Consider the following 17,623-nt stretch of genomic DNA (forward strand, 5'->3'; position numbering starts at 1 on the left):
GGCAAATCATTTAATGATAGACTCATTAACGCTTTCGCTGTTCAGTTTTCAAAGAGCATTCAGTGCAATTCGTCCGAAGACGACTTTTCTATCTTATCACATCGCAACTGTTTTTGCAATAGGTTTTTTAAACCATTTCGCTTCATTCAGCAGCGACAAGATCTAATATAACAAAACCACCAGGTATAAGTCAAGTGTTTATCTCACTTTTTTATTGATGATTTTTTATTTGTATTGATTGTTTCGAGCAGAATTTAAATATAAATGAAACTAATCACGAAGTCAACAGGAAAAACGAATAGCGATTCTCTTTTTATTTCACACTATAAACGCTTGGCGCTTTAGCTGCGTACCCGTGAAGTATCAAACAAATAAACGGCGGTGTTACTATGGATCCAAAACCAACCTATGAAGAATATGAAAACGATCATTACAGTGAATTATCTACTGTAGAGTCACAACGCAATGAAATCCTTCAGGAAGAATTCCCTGAGGGGCCATTTGGAGCTGCCACGAACGAAGCTCGCTTAGGGAAAGCAACAGGCTGGGAGCCCGGACAGCATTCCACCACCACTCGATTCACTTATGAAACAAGGCTAATGCATCAAGACCTTCCTAGACAAGACCCATCCGCGCACCCCATTCATGATGATCCGAACGAAGAAGAATAAAATAAAAAACCAAGCCCCCACTTCAAACAAGCAGGGGGCTTGGTCGATCTTATCAAAGAATGTATGACTACTCCTCAGCCACTACATGAGTCGTTAAGGTTCCGATTCCTTCAATGGTTACCGAAATTTCATCACCTGGAACAAGCTCACCCACACCAGATGGCGTCCCGGTTAAAATAACATCGCCGGGGCGAAGCGTCATGACCGCAGATACAGCCTCGATCAACTGCGGAATCGAAAAAATCAATTGGTCTGTGCAAGCATCCTGACGCACTTCCCCGTTTACTCGTGTCACGATACGCAAATGATGATAATCCAGTTTGGCTGCAATAGCAGGTCCAAGCGGACAAAATGTATCAAAGCCTTTTGCCCGAGTCCATTGCCCATCGCTCATCTGCAGATCGCGCGCGGTCACATCAATCGCACAAGTGAATCCCAAAATATAATCGTCTGCATCCGCAGCCTGGATCTTCTTGGCCTCTTTCTTAATCACCACGGCGAGTTCACCTTCATAATGAAGGTTCTGCGTCAGCTTTGGATAGACGATAGGCTCACCAGGGCCAATGACAGTTGTTGACGGCTTTAAAAACATCAACGGTTCTTTTGGCAGGTCAATCCCCATCTCAGCCGCATGGTCCCGGTAATTCAATCCGATGCATACAACCTTGCTTGGATCACTTGGCGCCTTTAATGTGACCTCATCCAGAGGTAGTTCAAGGCCCGTCATGATCGGTTTTGCCGTATGGATTTTGTAAATGTCCCCTTCGATCACGCGTACTTTGTGATCCTCTTCCACCATCCAGCCATGCTTCACCTTACCATTGCGCTCATAACGGATTATCATGATTCCTTCTCCCCCGTGCCGCGAGTTTCTCTATACCTATAGTTAGAACAGGTCGGTTGTCGTTTCTTTTGGCTTCGTTGTAATCTCTTCGATTTCAGTCCGTGCTACAGCGTCCTCCACTAACGCTTCTACATCCAGCGCTTCCTCAAATTTTGCAGCGAGGCGAGGCTTCGGTCGCGTTACAGGATTTTTCGGTGTAAACACCGTGCAGCAGTCTTCATACGGCAAAATAGAGAGCTCGTACGTATCGATTTGACGAGAAATGTCCACGATATCTACCTTGTCCATCGCGACAAGTGGTCGAAGGATCGGAATCGAAATCACCTTGTTGATCGTGTCCATGCTTTCCAAGGTTTGCGATGCAACTTGACCGAGGCTTTCTCCTGTTGCGAGTGCCTTGGCATTGGTATTTTCCGCAACACGCTCCGAAATGCGCATCATGAAGCGACGCATGATGGTGATCAAATAGTCTTCTGGACATTTTTCACGAATGGCGGTCTGAATCTCGGTAAACGGTACGACGTGGAGACGGACAGTTCCTCCCCATTTCGTCAGCTTATGAGCCAAGTCACGTACTTTTTGCAAAGCGCGCTCGCTCGTAAACGGATAGCTGTGGAAGTGGATCGCTTCAAGCGTCACACCACGCTTCAGCATCATCCAACCCGCTACAGGACTGTCGATACCCCCAGATAGAAGCAGCAGTACTTTTCCGCTCACCCCAACTGGCAAGCCACCTAGTCCCTTGATGGTTTCACAGCTAATGTAAGTACCTTCTGTACGAATTTCTACATTCACGATGGTATCTGGTTCGTGCAAGTCTACGCTGATAGCTGGCAGAGCACGCAGGATGTGCGTTGCCACCATTCGATTGACTTCCATCGATTGAATCGGATAGCGTTTATCCGCACGACGGGAAACCACACGGAACGTACGTGGCTGTGGATTCAATTGACGAACCAACTCCAGCGCTTTTTCCTTGATCGTTTCAATATCAGGATCTACCTGGATCGTCGGACTAAAGGAAGAAATCCCAAAAACGCGCTTCAAACGCTCCATAACCGCGTAAGCATCCTCGCCGTGCAGCTCCACATACATCCGGCCATAATTGCGTCGAACTTTTACTTTAAAAAACGAACGCAGTACGTTTCTCACGCTTTTTACAAGGGCCTCTTCGAATTGATCGCGGTTTTTCCCTTTAAGCGCCAACTCACCATAACGAATTAAAATAACATCGTAGTTCATGATTATCTCCTTTTAGTTGTCCACACTATTTTCTATGAGCGGGGGCAGGTTGTTGTTTGATATAAGTCCGAAGCACACTGACGCATTCCTCTAACGCCTTCAAAAACTGCTGAATGTCGTCCGCTGTATTTTCCCGGCCCAGACTGATCCGCAGAGATGACAACGCGCAATCCCGCTCGATGCCAATCGCAGTCAGAACTCTGCTCGGCTCATTGACTTTGGATGAACAGGCCGACTTGGTGGATATCAAAAAGCCTTTTTCCTCCAAAGCATGCAACAGAACTTCTGCTTTTACTCCTGGTACTGACAAGTTCATAATATGAGGAGCCGTATTCGATTCCGGGGTATTCACGACGCAACCTTCCATCGTTGCAATCCCCTCACGAAGCTGTTGATTCAATTTTTGCAGCCTGATCATCTCGACGCTGCCCAGTTCTTCTAGAATCCGGATTGCTTTTGCCATACCAGCGATGGCTGGGAGGTTTTCCGTTCCTGAGCGAACTCCCCCTTCTTGACCGCCACCCATCATCAACGGGTGAATAATCAAGCCTTCCCGTTTATACAAAATGCCAACTCCTCTGGGCCCGTAAAACTTGTGCGCAGAGACGCTCAGCAAATCGATCCCTGAATCCTTGATGCGCAAAGGAACTTTCCCAATTCCTTGGACAGCATCGACGTGAAACAGGACTTTCGGGAATTGCTTCAACCATTGTCCGATTTCTAGGATCGGTTGAACGGTTCCCAGCTCGTTGTTCACATGCATAACCGAAACGAGAATTGTATCTGGACGCATTGCTTTCTGAACAGCTTCTACCGATACGCGGCCTTCACGATCTACCGGCAGATATGTCACCGAAAATCCAAGACCTTCCAACTGTTTGCAAACATCGTAAACGGCCGGATGCTCTACCTGCGTTGTAATAATATGTTTTCCTCTGTTCTGATATTGAAAGGCTACGCCCTTGATCGCCGTATTATTGCTCTCCGTACCACCTGAAGTAAAAATAACTTCACTTTCTTTACAGCCCAAGTACTGAGCGGCAACCTTTCGCGCCTGCTTCAGTACATTTTCCGCCTCTACTCCTTTTTGATGCAAGGAAGACGGGTTTCCATAGTAGCTTTCCATCGCGCGTCTAACGGTTTCAATCACTTGAGGATGAGGCCGGGTAGTCGCACTGTTGTCTAAATAAATCACCAGTACACACCTTCCTAAGGGCAAGATGCCCGAATACTACGCTTCATCATAACATGACTTTTCGTAAAGAACATACAAAGTATTACACTTCTCGACCTTATTTTTCCCCGAGTGCCTTGCTCTCAAAAGGCCAAATCAGACAGTCTGAACAACCGTTCACAGACTATTCACGGATAAAGCGCTTACATCCAAATATAAGCTATTTACAATGGTTTGGCCTTTCGTTAGAATAGTCAATAAATTTAGATAAAAAACAACAACAAGGAGAGAACCACCATGACAGCACAAGCTATGCAAGAAGAAATCAAGAAGATGGAAGCCGAATTGAAAAGACTGCAAGCGGAACTGGCGAAGATGAACAAAAATATCCCTCAGTACGACCGCACGGATGTCGCATACCTAAATGAGGTGTACAACGCGTGACGCTCATTCGAATTCGATAGCGTGGTGACGGCATAAAGGTTTCGCCGTGACCACGCTATTTTTTGTGAAAAAACCGCTCCTGTCAGTTCGACGGAACGGTTTTGGCTTGCTTCTATTTAAACGGAATCTCCCCTACATACTCGCCAGAAAAAACTTCAGTAGCCGGACCCGTCATATAGACGCGATTATCCGCTTCCTTCCATTCAATAAAGAGATCGCCTCCTGCCAGGTGGACCGTCACTTTTCTTCCTGTCTTTCCACTCAAGTGGGCAGCTACTGCAGCAGCGCAAGCTCCCGTCCCACAGGCTAGCGTTACACCTGATCCCCTCTCCCATACACGGAAAAGAATTTCCTCGTGATTCAATATTTGGATAAATTCGACGTTGGTTCGCTCAGGAAACCACTCGTGATACTCGATCATTGGCCCGTAGTGACGAACATCTTCTTCCTTCACTTCATCCACGAAAAGGATGGCATGAGGATTCCCCATGGAAACAGCCGTCATCGTGAACGCCGTTCCACCGACTTCGATCCCCTCTTCCCGCACTTGCTCTTCTGGAATGCCTGTCATCGGAATTGCTGCTCGCTCAAAACGAGGCTCTCCCATATCGATTGTTACTTGATCGACCTTACCATCTGCTCCTAGCGATACGACAGGAGTGACGGTCCCTCCCAATGTCTCCACGGTAAACGTTGTTTGCTCTGTCAAACCGTGATCGTATACGTACTTACTCACACAGCGCAAGCCGTTTCCGCAATTTTTTGCTTCGCTGCCATCATTGTTAAAGACCCGCATGCGAAAATCTGCTCGCTCAGATGGCATAATGAGGATCAGTCCATCACCGCCGATCCCAAAATTCCGATCACTCACTCTTCGTGCCAATTCGGGTAAATCTACACGTGATAAGTCTTCCTCAAAACAGTTGACGTAAACGTAATCATTCCCCAAGCCATGCAGCTTTGTAAATTTCATCGTCCACTCCTCTTTCTCTTTCGTATGCTAGGTCTGACTCTTTTCTATGCCTTTTATCTTATCACACCCCAGAGAATCGCGGTCGAATCAAAAGGTGGTATACTACCACTAGCATCGATGATGGGAAGAGGTGGAACAAGCATTGGATTATCATATTTTCCGCTATGCACTCGGAACGAAAAATGAAGCGAAACGTCTCGCTGTACAAAAAGCAACCGGAACGGAACCTTTCTGCATATCTGTCCCCTCTGGCGTAGCGGCTCAGCCGATGAGTGAAGAAGAAACAATTACAGGAGCGATCAATCGAGCAAAAGCTGCACGTAGTCAAGCCCCGGAAGCAGACATCGGGCTAGGCTTGGAAGGCGGACTTATGTACGATGAGCGGTTTACCAAACAATGGTATTTGATTTCCATCTGCGCAGCCTGGAATGGAAGTGAGCTATTTATTGGAAAGGGATTGGCTTTTCCTATCCCGAATCAAGCTGTTCACCGAATCCAACAGGAACAAATTGAACTCAGTACCATCATTGATGAATGGGGGAAAACCGTCGGCAGTAATCATCGCGGCGGCGCCTATTCCCTTTTAACGGATAATCGCGTACGTCGTTCCGATGTGTTTTGTGACGCCATGATCGCAGCCATTACGCCTTTTGTTTCCTCTTTGTACAAATAGCTGTGGCCCACATAAAAAACCCTCTCCAGCTAAACGAACCGGAGAGGGTTTTGGTTTGATGCTTTTAGCGAGCCGTATAATACGGGTAGATGACTAATGCGCCCAAAATGGCAACAGCACCTACGATCATCGCCCAGACTCCCAGCGTCTTTGAGTTGCGTCGATACGCCAGATAGCCAAGCACCATACCAATTGGAGCCACCAAGTACGGCATGAAAAACAAGGACAGGATCGATAAGCCCAAGCCAGTCATCCCGATACCGCTGGCCCGATTTTCCCGGTTTCCCTCGTCTGTGTCGATCTCACTGGCAGCACGACTCGTCGGAAACGGCTCGGCGATTTCCGCCGCCGCCTCGATGTCGTCATCTCTGACTTTGGCAACCGGTGAACGGTTCTCTTTTGTCAAAACAACGCCATCTAAACGCTCCGAAAAGTCTTTTCGCTCCTCATCCAGCTCGCCTGTATAGCGCTCTGTCAAGGAGTGAGGGTCATAGTGAACCCTGCGCCTCGACCGATCTTCCTCTTCGTCAAAGACGGCCTGTGTCCAGGTATTCGCTGCAAACTCCCTGTCGTGCTGATCAACCGTCTCGGAAAAACCGGTGTCTTCCTTCCGCTTCGCATCATTACGTTCGTGTCGATCCAACATAGCATGCTCAGCCCCTTTTTTGGTAAAGGATTAATTAAGTGAAGGAAGTAGCCTTATTGTCTGCCTACGTTGTACAATTTAAACGGGAGGCGAGAGAATGAAACCAGACAAAATCCTAACCATTGGCATTGATATTGACGGTACAGTCACATCACCCAGCAGTATTGTTCCGTTGATGAATGAGAGCTTTGGAAGAGATTTACGATATGAAGATTGTGTGGAATACAATTTAGCCAACGTGTATCAAATCACGGACGCAGAGTTTGAAATGTGGCTGGATCAAAATGGGGAGCGCCTCTATGATGGTGCGCCTGTTCACGGAATAGCCGATCAGGTTTTGCGCGATTGGTTTACCTCCCACAAGCTGGTTTATATAAGTGCTCGTGAGGATCGTCACCGCGATGTGACGTTGCAATGGTTTGCTCGCTACAATATCCCTCATCATGAAGTGGATTTGATTGGGAGCCACGACAAGCTGTCAGCTGCCCGCAAGTGGGGCGTGGACCTATTTTTGGAGGATCGTCTGGAGAACGCTTTGCAATTGTCAGAGGCGCTGCAAATTCCCGTGTTCTTGTTTGACACTCCGTATAACCAAGCTGCCTTACCTCCGCTCGTCCATCGAGTCACTTCTTGGGAAGAGGTTGCCCAAAAAGTCAATGAGCTTTTTCCAGCTAAGACAAGCGTATAGGTTGAATAGCAAAAAGACGTATCACCTTAAAGGGATACGTCCTTTTTGCGCCGAAGCGTTATTTCTTTTCGGATGTCTTCGGCTTGAACGTCAGACAACAGGTCTCAGACGATGTCTTAGCCTTATCCTGATGCTGCGTGTTTTGACCGTACTCACCTGCGAATTCTTCTTTCAGGTTTACGGTGGCGTGTGCGTCAATTTCTACCATGATCTCTTCGGCGCTGCAAAGATTGCCCTGCGCCCAGTACTCACAGTTTGCTACAGAACATTTTACTGCTGGCATGTGCATTCACCCCCTAGAGGCTAGCCTTCACAACAACTCAGGGGCTTATACTTTGCCATTCACAGTGGAAATCAATACTCTACACAAGAAAGAAGTGGATGACATGTCGATTACCCGTATTGTCGTCATCACCGGAGCTTCTGGTGGCCTTGGTCTAGCTTTGACACGACTTCATTTAGAAAAAGGAGACCGTGTCATTGCCACTAGCCGGAAAACGATTACCCAGGAACTCGTTTCCTTACAAAAAGATTATCCGGATCGACTCCATCATTACCCATTAGACGTCAGTAGCAACGAAGACATTCGACAGTTCGCTGCATGGGTGCACATCCGCTTCGAACGTTGCGATTTTCTTTACAACAATGCCGGGATGGCCGTCTTTGAATCACTCATCGAAATGCGCGTGGAGGAGCTGGAAGAAACACTGCGAACGAATATTTCCGGTGTTCTCTACACCACCCGTGCCTTTTTGCCGATGATGCTTCAGCAAAAGCAAGGGCATATTATCACGGTTGCCTCACTTGCCGGACAGGTCGCTACAGCCAAAGCTGCGGTATACGCTGCCAGCAAAGCAGCCGTCATCCGTTTTAGTGAAGGATTGCGTCATGAGCTGCAAGGCACTGGAATTGCTGTGACGTGTGCGATGCCAGGCCCGATTGACACACCCTTTTTAGATAAAGCAGACAAAACAGGTAGCTATCGCAGCAAAGTAAGTCGGTATTTATTGACACCAGAACAAACGGCAAAAGCCATTTATCGAGCGGCGGAAGCAAAACGTCCGGAGGTTGCCATGCCATTTCGTCTACATGCGCTCTCCCGTATCTACTTTTTATTACCTCAGTGGCTAAAACACCTCGTCTCACCTCTCCTCAATCGGAAGTGATGAGGAATCCTCCAAGTTTTTCAATGCCCCGAATGCAAGAAGACCGAAAATGATACATACGGCTGCTCCGGCTCCAATGATCCCTTGAACGCCCAGGAAGGGTATGAGGACGCCAGAGACAGCCGCTCCCACCGGCATTCCCGTCCCCGTAATCGTTCGAACGCTGGTTAATACCCGCCCCAAGAGAGCATCGGGCACCTGTTTTTGCAGGTAGCTTCTGTACATGATGTTATAGGGAGCAAAGCAAAAGCCCGCCACAACCATCGAAGCCATTGCAATCTCCAACCGAGAGAATAAAGCGATTGGCAATGTGGTCAATCCCCACGCCACGATAATCCCTGCTAGCGTCGATCCCAACGGAAGTTTCCACGTAACCGTCGAGAAAAAAAGAGAGCCTAGTAATGCCCCGATTGCCAAAGCAGACCAAAGCATCCCTAACGCAACAGATCCTCCTGCCAAATCCTGATTCGCATACAGGGGTAATGCAATTTCAATGGGGCCATACGACATGTTAAACAAAAACGTAAAGAAAACAAGAATGATCAATTGCTTGCGTCCAAATAGGTAACGATACCCTGTTCGCATGTCACTCAAGAGAGAACGAAAGAACACTCCCATTTGACCTTTTACAATCGCTGTAGGATTCGCACTTTTCGTAAGCTCACGAGGCAGGCGGGAGAAGCAGAAGGCACATACAAAAAAGCTGGCCGCATCAATCAATAGAACATAAGCTTCCCCAATCAACCCGATTAAAACTCCCGCGAGCGCCGGTCCAAACATATACACAATTTGCCATTGCGTTTCCATCACGCCATTCGCTTTGACCAATTGATTTTTGTCCGAGACGATTCTCGGCAACAAAGTCTGCGCCCCCGCTGTGCTCAGCGGAGAAAGGATTCCTGCAATCACAATCAGCAGGTATATCACAAATAGTGGAACCTGATCGACCTGCAATAATGCGACCAACGCTATAAAAATAAGTCCTCGCGCGACATTGTCCAACATGATGAGCTTGCGTCGATCAAATCGATCCAGCAATACTCCCGCTACTAAGCCGGCAAAAACAGCAGGGAGCATATACGCAAGAACGACCCCACCCATCGCAGCAGGTGAGCCTGTTTTCTTCATGACAAACCACGTCAAGCCCATCCAGCCAAACTGATCCCCTAGACTAGACAAGAACATCCCCAGCCAATACCAGCGAAATGAACGCTGTTGCCATAATTCCTTCATGCTGCATCTTCCTTTTTCTCTATATTTCCATTCATTGTATAGTCAGATTCATACTTTTTCAATAATTATATTTATTAAATCTAAAAGTTGCGTTTTGTACAATAAAGAACCTCTGCTCCAAATAAGCAGAGGAATCTCTCCCTACATCATTACTGTACGACTGCGATCTTTTTGTAGCTTACGACGGCTCCAAAGCCACAGGAGTCCTGCTGCAACCCCAAAGAAGCCAAGCCACACGGAAACAGCGGCACTACCGACCTGCTCCGCACTGAATCCGAGAATCAAGCAGCTCGCAGAAAAGCTTCCCATGGTCGCCATTTCCCGTATGGAAAAAACGCGAGCCAGATAAGCAAGATCAGACAGTCTTTGCAGCTTCGTCACAGACAATATCGATGAACTAAACTGAGCCGTTGCTGCAAAGAGGATGGCGATTGCCAGCCCAAGTAGTGGTTTTACATGAAACACGGCGATAATCGAGCATCCCATCGCTACGAGTGCCCATCCTTGGACACGCCACGTTGCTTTCTCGCTCAGGCTGTCAGACAACTTATTCACGGCAATCCCAGCAATCACCCCTCCGAGTCCCAACGGAATATCGAGGAGTCCGAATACATACAAGCCCTCTCCCCGCTCCGTAAGAACATAGTACATCAGCATAATGTAATAGGCGCCACATACCCGTTCCGCCATCTGATAGCCGATTACACTGGCAATTTCCCGATGCTTGCCAATATAACGGAAGCCCTCTTTTAGCCTTTCCATAAAAGGTACAGCCGCTTTCGAATCAACAGAATTGGCGATATGCGGGAGTGGTAGCAAGATGAACAGCGACAACAAATAACAGGCGGCATCGAGCAAAAAGTTGTAACGGTAGGAGAACAAGTAAACCAGAACTGCTGCCACACCCTGACAAACAATAATGAGAAACGAGGTCGTCCCCTGCAAAAGAGAATTGGCAGCTAACCTGTCCTTTTCCTCTACGGATTGTACGATCGCGACTTGCATGGCTGGTTGAAAAAAAGCACTGCAAATATTGACCAGGATCAATAACAAAAAAGCCACCCATAAGTAGGTCGCAGATGTGATGAAGAAAAACAAGCTGACGAGAATGCCGCGAAGCAGATTGACGACAATCATGACCCGCCGTTTATCCCAACTCTCCACCAGTGTCCCCGCGAAAAAGCTGGCAAATACATAAGGGAGCATACGAAACACAGTCCCTGCCGCAAAGGAAAGACCCGATCCACTTAAATCATGTAAAAGTCCAACGACCGCAATAAATGTAAATTCATTTCCGATGATGTGTACAACGTGGGCCGTATACAAACGGCGAAAGACGGGATGTTGTAAGATCGCCACAGGAATGCACCCTCTCACCGTTTTCAATATTGTAGCATTTGTCGAAAAATAACGCCTCTCTTATTAAATAGAAAGAACGCGCACCACGCAAGCATGAGCGCTTGCAGGTACGCGTTTTGCTATTTATACGGTTTGTTCTTTTTCGGCAAGGACCTTTATCAGCTGACGAGCGCCAAAGCCCATCCGGGTAACTACCCCTTCCTCATTGCGGACGAAGTGGATAAACATATCCGTTTCTCCCCGCTTCATGACGAAGCTGTCTTCTCCTACTGAACGAAGTGGAAAATTCGCTCCATTACTCTTGGCTATCAGCTCGTTCTCTTCGATTTCTACTGATACCGTAGCCCCTTCGGACGAGTGGTACTCCCCTGTAAAAGCAGCAAGTGCATCTACAGAGATTTCATAATCCGGATATTGGAACGGCACTGTATTTGGTGAGCGTCCATTGGTTGCGTTTAAAATGCCATGCATCAAATCGGCCATTGGCCCGCCATCTGTGTTCATCAGTACGGCCCCTGTTAGGCCCCGCTCCGGTAAAACAAAAATTTGTGCCGCAACACCCTTGATCGCTCCACCATGCTCGATCAGTGTTCCATCATGGCAAGTGGCTACAAAAAATCCATAGCCGTACGCCTGAAACGGCGAAATCGAGACATGAGGCGTCGTCAAGTCTTGCACACTCTCGGGTGAGAGCAAACGATTCTCGCCCACCAATCCACCCGTTCTAAATATTTCCGTATAGCGCAATAGATCGTGAATGGTCGATTTCAGAAAACCAGCCGCACGCATCGATGGTGAATCCCACCATGAAGGGGAACGGTATACCTCACCGCCATCCTTTGGGCTTTTTCGCGTGAATAGCGTAGCGACCTCAGCTTCCTCAGGCAAATCTTCGATGAGAAAGGCACTGTTCTTCATCCCGGCAGGCTCCAAAATATGATCCTGCACAAACTGCTCGTAAGCGATCCCGCTCACTCGTTCAATAATCAGTCCGAGCATGGCATAACTGTCGTTGGAGTAGCTAAATTCCGTTCCAGGCGCACCTAAAAACTCGTAATTTAGCTTGCTAATATAGGCCATGAACTCTTCTTTTGTATTGATCTCTTCCACTTTCTCGAGATGATCAAAAGCAAGACCGGAGCTAGAGGACAGGTCATCCCCTCCCTCCACAATGCTTCTTTTCATTGCACCCGCTAATGTATCCAAAGGAGGAAAACCTGCGGTATGTGTCATCAGATGCTGGATCGTGATCTCCCGGGTATAAGCTTCATTAGGTGTGCGGAGCTCAGGGAGATACTTGATGACCGGATCATGAACGGATAGCTTTCCTGCGTCTTGAAGCTGCATGATGGCCACACATGTAAAGGACTTGGTCACAGAACCGATGCCAAACACCGTATCAGGGGTTAATGCTTTTGCATCTTCTGTGTCGTCTGCCAAACCGAAGCCATGGAAATACCTTAGCACTCCTTGCTCTGCCAATCCAACTGCTGTTCCTGTTACTTTTGCCTCTGCAAGCAGCTTTTGCGCGTATTCCTCAAACGACTGTACCCAATCCGCCATGTTCCTTCTCCCCTTTTTCGTTAAGCTTTGGTTTAAGGCCGGAAGTTTTCCGTGCGAATCACATAGTTGCCGATCGCCTTTTGGTTCAGGGTATAACCGATGCCCGGGCTATCTGGAACTGCCAATTGACCGGGAGCCATCAGCTCTACACCATTCTCTACGATGTCTTCCTCCCAGTAACGGCTGGAGGCGGCTGTATCACCTGGGATCGTAAAATTCGGCAAAGAAGTAATCGCAATGTTGTGTGCGCGGCCAACACCCGACTCAATCATGCCTCCGCACCAAACCGGAATGTCGTGTGCCTGACACAAGTCGTGAATGCGCTTGGACTCTGTTAATCCACCGACCCTCCCTACCTTGATATTAATAATGCCGCAGCTGCCTAGCTCTATCGCTTTTCTGGCATCATCCACATTGTGAATACTTTCATCGAGGCAGATCGGTGTGGACAGCTCCCTTTGCAGCTTGGCATGATCAATAATGTCGTCATGGGCGAGTGGCTGTTCGATCATCATCAGCCCATATTGATCCAGCTCCTTCATCACATCCAAATGCTCCATTGTGTAAGCGGAGTTCGCATCTGCCATCAACGGGACACCTTCGCCAAAGCGTTCGCGGATCGCTCGAATCACCTCGACGTCAAAGCCTGGCTTGATCTTTACCTTGATCTTCTTGTAGCCCTCACTGAGATGGCGCTCTACTTTTGCCAAAACTTGATCAACAGTCGGTTCAATACCGATGCTGATCCCTACATCGATGACAGCTTTCTCGCCTCCTAATGCTTTGGCGAGAGAGATTCCTTTCTGCTTGCTGTATAGATCCCAGATTGCGCCTTCTAAAGCCGCCTTCGCCATGTTGTTGCGGCGAATCGGGGCAAACAACCGATCCACATCCTCAGGTGTCTCGATCTCACTCGAAAACAGCTTCGGTATCATAAACTTTTCCATCATGTGCCATGCTGTCCCTGTCGTTTCTTCACTATAATAAGGAGCCGACATCGCCACACTTTCCGCGTGCCCTACCTCTCCCTCTCCATATACACTGACCAAGATGAGCTCCTTGATGGTCGTATATCCAAAGCTCGTTTCAAAACGGAAACGAAGTGGCATGTGTAGTTGCTGCAATTCAATTCGTTCGATTTTCAATGTACTTCATCCCTTCTATTCCATATAAATGACATGCGACATAATGTTGCGGCGAAGCTAATGTAGCGACAGGACGCACTGTACGGCAAATTTCCGTAGCATAGGAGCACCTGGTATGGAACGCACACCCAACGGGAACATTCGCCGGAGAGGGAACATCCCCGGAAAGAACGATTCGCTCCTTTTTCCGAAACGGATTGGCTTTGGGAACCGCTGACATGAGCGCTTCTGTATACGGGTGTAACGGGCGCAAAAACAAATCCTTTTTGCTGGCGATTTCGACAATTCGTCCAAGATACATCACCGCAATTCTGTCGCTGATGTGGCGAACGACACCTAGATCGTGCGAAATAAACAAATAGCTCAAGCCTAGACGCTGCTGCAAATCCTGCAAAAGATTCACGATCTGCGCCTGAATAGACACGTCAAGTGCTGAAACCGGCTCATCTGCCACGATTAATGAAGGTTGCACCGCCAATGCGCGAGCGATCCCGATCCGCTGCCGCTGCCCTCCGCTAAACTCATGGGGAAAGCGTGTGGCGTATTGAGCGTTTAGTCCCACCATTTGAAGCAGTTCTTTTACTTGATCGCGTCTTTCTTTCGCCGACATCTGCGGATCTCTGACGCCTAACGCTTCCTCCAAAGCCCCTTGCACGGTCATCCGTGGATTTAATGATGCATACGGGTCCTGAAACACGATTTGCATTCGCTTGCGGAGTGGACGAAAACGTGCAGCCGACATCTCCGAAATGTTTTGTCCTTCAAATTCAATCGTTCCACTCGTCGGCTCAATGAGTCGCATGATGCTGCGACCAGTCGTTGACTTGCCACAACCGCTCTCTCCTACCAGCCCAAGCGTTTCTCCTTTTTTCAACTGGAAGGAAACCCCATCGACTGCCTTAATCACTTCGTCGCGATTGCGAAATAATCCTTTGCTAATAGGAAAATACGTCTTTAAATCGTTTACTGATAACAAGATATCCCTCATACCGCCATCTCCTTGTTCTCGTACAGCCAGCATCGAACAGCCTGTGTTCCTGTGCCCGTTGCCATCAGCGGCGGTTTTTCTTTGTGACATCGCTCCTCGGCCTGTGAGCAGCGGAAGCGGAATGCACACCCTTGTGTCACTTCCCCCAGTAGCGGGACACTGCCTTCAATCGGATCGAGGCGAAGCTTCTCCTCCTCATCCAGATCGGGTATGCAGCGTAAAAGTCCAATCGTATACGGATGCTTTGGATGCGAAAACAGACTGGCAACGTCAGCTTCCTCTACGATCTCCCCGTAGTACATCACAAGTACACGATCAGCCATTTCAGCCACGACACCCAGGTCATGCGTAATGAGTAGCAGAGAGGTATGATCGTTCTCCTTCAAATCGTTCATCAGTTCCAAAATTTGCGCTTGAATGGTCACATCCAGTGCGGTCGTCGGCTCGTCTGCGATTAATAAATCCGGGTTGCAAGCCATCGCCATCGCAATCATGACACGCTGCTTCATCCCACCTGATAGCTGATGGGGATAGTCCCGCATGATGTCTTCTGCCCTCGGCACACCCACTTTTTTGAGCATCTCAATCGCTTTTGCTTGTCGTTCTTTTTTCGATAAATCGGTATGGAGTTGATACACTTCTTCTAACTGTCGGCCAATCGTATGGACCGGATTGAGCGACGTCATCGGCTCCTGAAAAATCATTGCGATATCTTTTCCGCGAATGTTGCGAAGTTCACCAGTACTCAACTGGTTCAATAGGATATCACGAAATCGAATGCTTCCCTCCATCTGTGCGTTCGCCCGGGACAAGAGTCCCATAATCGCCAAGGACGTCACGCTTTTTCCACAGCCAGACTCGCCTACCAACGCTACCGTCTCCCCTTTTTTCAGTTGAAAAGAAATGCCTTGTAGCGCTGGCAGCTCGCCCTTATCCGTCTTAAACTGCAAGCGTAAATCTTTTACTTCCAAAAGTACCTCTTTCACCAGCTCGTGCCCCCCTTCATCCATTACCTCGTTTTCGGGTCGAATGCATCCCGTAATCCGTCACCTAACAGATTGAAGCCAAGGACAACCAGCATGATGGCCAATCCAGGAAAAATGGACATCCACCAGGCTTGACTCAAGAATGCTTTGCCGACAAAAACCATGGCTCCCCACTCAGGCATCGGCGGTTGCGCACCCAGCCCGAGAAAGCTCAAGGCCGCTGCCGCCAAAATACTCACACCGAATTGAATAGTGGAAAGCACAATGATTGGGGAGAGAATATTGGGTAAAACATGTTTCAGCAAAATCTGCCAGTCCCTGATCCCCAGAGCGCGAACAGCCTCAATGTACTCTTTTTCCCTTATGGATAAGACCGCAGAGCGAACGACCCGCACATAGGACGGAATAACGGCAATGACTACCGCGATCATGGCATTCGTTAATCCAGGACCCAAGACCGCAATGACAGCGATCGCCAGAAGCAGTGCAGGAAGTGACATGAGAATATCCATGCCCTGCATGATAAACAGATCCACACGACGATAATAGCCAGCGATAATACCGAGCGTTACACCTATCAAGGTAGAAAGTACAACCGTTATCAAACCCATCAGCAAGGAAATTCGCCCCCCGTGCAACAGACGGGAAAAAATATCTCTGCCGAAATCATCCGTTCCAAGAAGATGAGTCAGACTTGGAGCGCTTAATCGGCTGTTAAAGTTCATTTGTTCGACAGGATGAGGGGCAACGACTGGAGCAAGAAGCGATCCCAGTGTAAAGACGATCAGGATGACTACACCCGCCATTGCTGTCTTATTGCGTTTCAGCCGTTTGCCCATCCCTCCCCAATACGACTCCGGACGATTACTGTTCACCATTCATCGGCTCCTTCCTTAGTCGAAATGGATTCGCGGATCAATCCGGCTGTAAATGAGATCCACGATCAAATTGGTTAAGGCAAAAATCAACGCCATGAAAAACACCATGCCTTGTATGGTCGGCATATCCCGTTTACTGATCGCCTCAATCGCCAGGCTGCCGATCCCTTGCAGAGAAAACACCGTTTCCACCACAACAGCTCCAGCCATGAGCGCACCGAACTGCAAGCCTAACATCGTGACAACAGGAATAATGGCATTCGGCAGGCCGTGGCTCAAAATGACTCGGAAAAGCGCCGCCCCCTTGGCCTCGGCTGTCCGCATGTAATCCTGCTTGATCACTTCCAGCATGCTGGAGCGGGTCATGCGGGCGATCATCCCCGCTTCCGCCATCCCCAAGGTGATCGCTGGCAGCAGCAAGGAGTGAATCCCCTCATAGCCGGAAATCGGAAACAAAGCCAGCTTGTAAGCAAAAATCCAGATGAGAAACAAGGCAATCCAGAAGCCGGGTGCCGAAATACCGAGTAATGAGGTAAGCACCACAAGCCGATCGATGATGGTGTTTTGCTTGACGGCAGCAATCGTGCCTAAAAAAATGCCGAATATTGCGGCAATGATTACACTAAGGATGGCAAGCTGCATGGTGATCGGGAAACGGTTCATGATCTGATCCCATACCTTTTCACCAGTGAATAACGATGTTCCCAAATCGCCAGTTAACAGGTTTCCGACAAACCGCATGTATTGCTGCCACAGTGGTTGATCAAGACCAAGCTTCGCTCTCATTTGACTGATGGCCTCTGGTGTTGCAAACTGTCCGAGTATTTGTGTTGCGGGATCGCCCGGAATGAGATGTACCATCAAGAAGATCAGGACGGATACGCCAAGCAGTGTACCCACCAGGGAAAGTAATCTTTTTATTACATATCGGCGCATGCCTTCACCTCCGC

19 protein-coding genes are annotated in these 17,623 nt (G+C 48.4%); 5 read left to right on the top strand and 14 right to left on the bottom strand.

The window, feature by feature from the left end:
- The first annotated feature begins 389 nt into the window (after positions 1-389).
- A complete protein-coding gene (locus HPY31_RS15180) occupies positions 390-671 on the top strand; it encodes a hypothetical protein (protein ID WP_015892359.1) in 282 nt (93 codons plus the stop codon).
- Between the two features lie 67 nt (positions 672-738).
- Here HPY31_RS15180 and HPY31_RS15185 read toward each other — a convergent pair whose 3' ends face one another.
- Genes HPY31_RS15185 through HPY31_RS15195 form a run of 3 tightly spaced genes read right to left on the bottom strand, consistent with a single transcriptional unit; the run spans position 739 to position 3,952 of the window.
- Positions 739-1,515, bottom strand: a complete 777-nt coding sequence (locus HPY31_RS15185; protein ID WP_015892360.1) for a fumarylacetoacetate hydrolase family protein — start codon at positions 1,513-1,515, stop codon at positions 739-741.
- Positions 1,516-1,557: 42 nt separating this feature from the next.
- A complete protein-coding gene (gene thiI, locus HPY31_RS15190; protein ID WP_016742145.1) occupies positions 1,558-2,757 on the bottom strand; it encodes a tRNA uracil 4-sulfurtransferase ThiI in 1,200 nt (399 codons plus the stop codon).
- Between the two features lie 25 nt (positions 2,758-2,782).
- Positions 2,783-3,952, bottom strand: coding sequence for a cysteine desulfurase family protein (locus HPY31_RS15195; RefSeq protein WP_172141408.1), 1,170 nt, complete (start codon positions 3,950-3,952; stop codon positions 2,783-2,785).
- Positions 3,953-4,228: 276 nt separating this feature from the next.
- Here HPY31_RS15195 and HPY31_RS15200 point away from each other — a divergent pair, with 276 nt between their 5' ends.
- Positions 4,229-4,375, top strand: coding sequence for a hypothetical protein (locus tag HPY31_RS15200; protein WP_015892363.1), 147 nt, complete (start codon positions 4,229-4,231; stop codon positions 4,373-4,375).
- Between the two features lie 112 nt (positions 4,376-4,487).
- On the opposite strand, the gene dapF is transcribed toward HPY31_RS15200, so the two are convergent.
- Positions 4,488-5,348, bottom strand: coding sequence for a diaminopimelate epimerase (gene dapF, locus HPY31_RS15205; protein ID WP_172141409.1), 861 nt, complete (start codon positions 5,346-5,348; stop codon positions 4,488-4,490).
- Positions 5,349-5,490: 142 nt separating this feature from the next.
- Here dapF and HPY31_RS15210 point away from each other — a divergent pair, with 142 nt between their 5' ends.
- On the top strand, positions 5,491-6,021 hold the full coding sequence (locus HPY31_RS15210) for a DUF84 family protein (protein ID WP_216675660.1): 531 nt from the start codon (positions 5,491-5,493) through the stop codon (positions 6,019-6,021).
- Between the two features lie 64 nt (positions 6,022-6,085).
- Here the strand turns inward: HPY31_RS15210 and HPY31_RS15215 are convergent, their stop codons facing one another.
- The gene (locus tag HPY31_RS15215) at positions 6,086-6,667 is read right to left on the bottom strand and encodes a DUF456 domain-containing protein (RefSeq protein WP_172141411.1); all 582 of its coding nucleotides are present in this window, start codon (positions 6,665-6,667) and stop codon (positions 6,086-6,088) included.
- A gap of 97 nt (positions 6,668-6,764) precedes the next feature.
- On the opposite strand from HPY31_RS15215, the gene HPY31_RS15220 reads away from it, so the two are divergent.
- Positions 6,765-7,355 carry a 5' nucleotidase, NT5C type gene (locus tag HPY31_RS15220; protein ID WP_016742140.1) on the top strand — a complete coding sequence of 197 codons (591 nt, stop codon included), beginning with the start codon at positions 6,765-6,767 and terminating at the stop codon, positions 7,353-7,355.
- Positions 7,356-7,413: 58 nt separating this feature from the next.
- Here the strand turns inward: HPY31_RS15220 and HPY31_RS15225 are convergent, their stop codons facing one another.
- Positions 7,414-7,638 carry a DUF1540 domain-containing protein gene (locus HPY31_RS15225; protein WP_016742139.1) on the bottom strand — a complete coding sequence of 75 codons (225 nt, stop codon included), beginning with the start codon at positions 7,636-7,638 and terminating at the stop codon, positions 7,414-7,416.
- A gap of 52 nt (positions 7,639-7,690) precedes the next feature.
- Between HPY31_RS15225 and HPY31_RS15230 the strand changes: the two genes are divergently transcribed.
- Positions 7,691-8,521, top strand: coding sequence for an SDR family NAD(P)-dependent oxidoreductase (locus HPY31_RS15230; RefSeq protein ID WP_253901819.1), 831 nt, complete (start codon positions 7,691-7,693; stop codon positions 8,519-8,521).
- Here HPY31_RS15230 and HPY31_RS15235 read toward each other — a convergent pair.
- The 8 genes from HPY31_RS15235 to HPY31_RS15270 all read right to left on the bottom strand — a co-directional run bounded on the left by HPY31_RS15235 (position 8,498) and on the right by HPY31_RS15270 (position 17,609).
- Entirely contained in the window at positions 8,498-9,754 is a 1,257-nt protein-coding gene (locus tag HPY31_RS15235) for an MFS transporter (RefSeq protein WP_172141412.1), read from the bottom strand. The two genes, HPY31_RS15230 and HPY31_RS15235, sit on opposite strands and share 24 nt — an antisense overlap.
- Positions 9,755-9,895: 141 nt before the next feature.
- A complete protein-coding gene (locus HPY31_RS15240; protein ID WP_172141413.1) occupies positions 9,896-11,113 on the bottom strand; it encodes an MFS transporter in 1,218 nt (405 codons plus the stop codon).
- Positions 11,114-11,236: 123 nt separating this feature from the next.
- A complete protein-coding gene (locus HPY31_RS15245) occupies positions 11,237-12,676 on the bottom strand; it encodes a serine hydrolase domain-containing protein (protein WP_172141414.1) in 1,440 nt (479 codons plus the stop codon).
- 32 nt (positions 12,677-12,708) lie between these two features.
- Positions 12,709-13,821: an o-succinylbenzoate synthase gene (gene menC / locus HPY31_RS15250; protein ID WP_064202199.1), complete on the bottom strand. Its 1,113-nt coding sequence runs from the start codon at positions 13,819-13,821 to the stop codon at positions 12,709-12,711.
- Positions 13,802-14,809, bottom strand: coding sequence for an ABC transporter ATP-binding protein (locus HPY31_RS15255; RefSeq protein WP_172141415.1), 1,008 nt, complete (start codon positions 14,807-14,809; stop codon positions 13,802-13,804). The genes menC and HPY31_RS15255 overlap by 20 nt, the downstream gene beginning before the upstream one ends.
- Positions 14,806-15,795 carry an ABC transporter ATP-binding protein gene (locus HPY31_RS15260; RefSeq protein ID WP_064202197.1) on the bottom strand — a complete coding sequence of 330 codons (990 nt, stop codon included), beginning with the start codon at positions 15,793-15,795 and terminating at the stop codon, positions 14,806-14,808. Before HPY31_RS15260 ends, HPY31_RS15255 begins: the two co-directional genes overlap by 4 nt.
- Positions 15,796-15,818: 23 nt before the next feature.
- The gene (locus HPY31_RS15265; protein WP_016742129.1) at positions 15,819-16,673 is read right to left on the bottom strand and encodes an ABC transporter permease; all 855 of its coding nucleotides are present in this window, start codon (positions 16,671-16,673) and stop codon (positions 15,819-15,821) included.
- Positions 16,674-16,688: 15 nt separating this feature from the next.
- The gene (locus HPY31_RS15270) at positions 16,689-17,609 is read right to left on the bottom strand and encodes an ABC transporter permease (protein ID WP_172141417.1); all 921 of its coding nucleotides are present in this window, start codon (positions 17,607-17,609) and stop codon (positions 16,689-16,691) included.
- Between the last annotated feature and the right edge of the window lie 14 nt (positions 17,610-17,623).

This window comes from Brevibacillus sp. HB1.3 (assembly GCF_013186635.1).
Taxonomy (GTDB): domain Bacteria; phylum Bacillota; class Bacilli; order Brevibacillales; family Brevibacillaceae; genus Brevibacillus; species Brevibacillus brevis_D.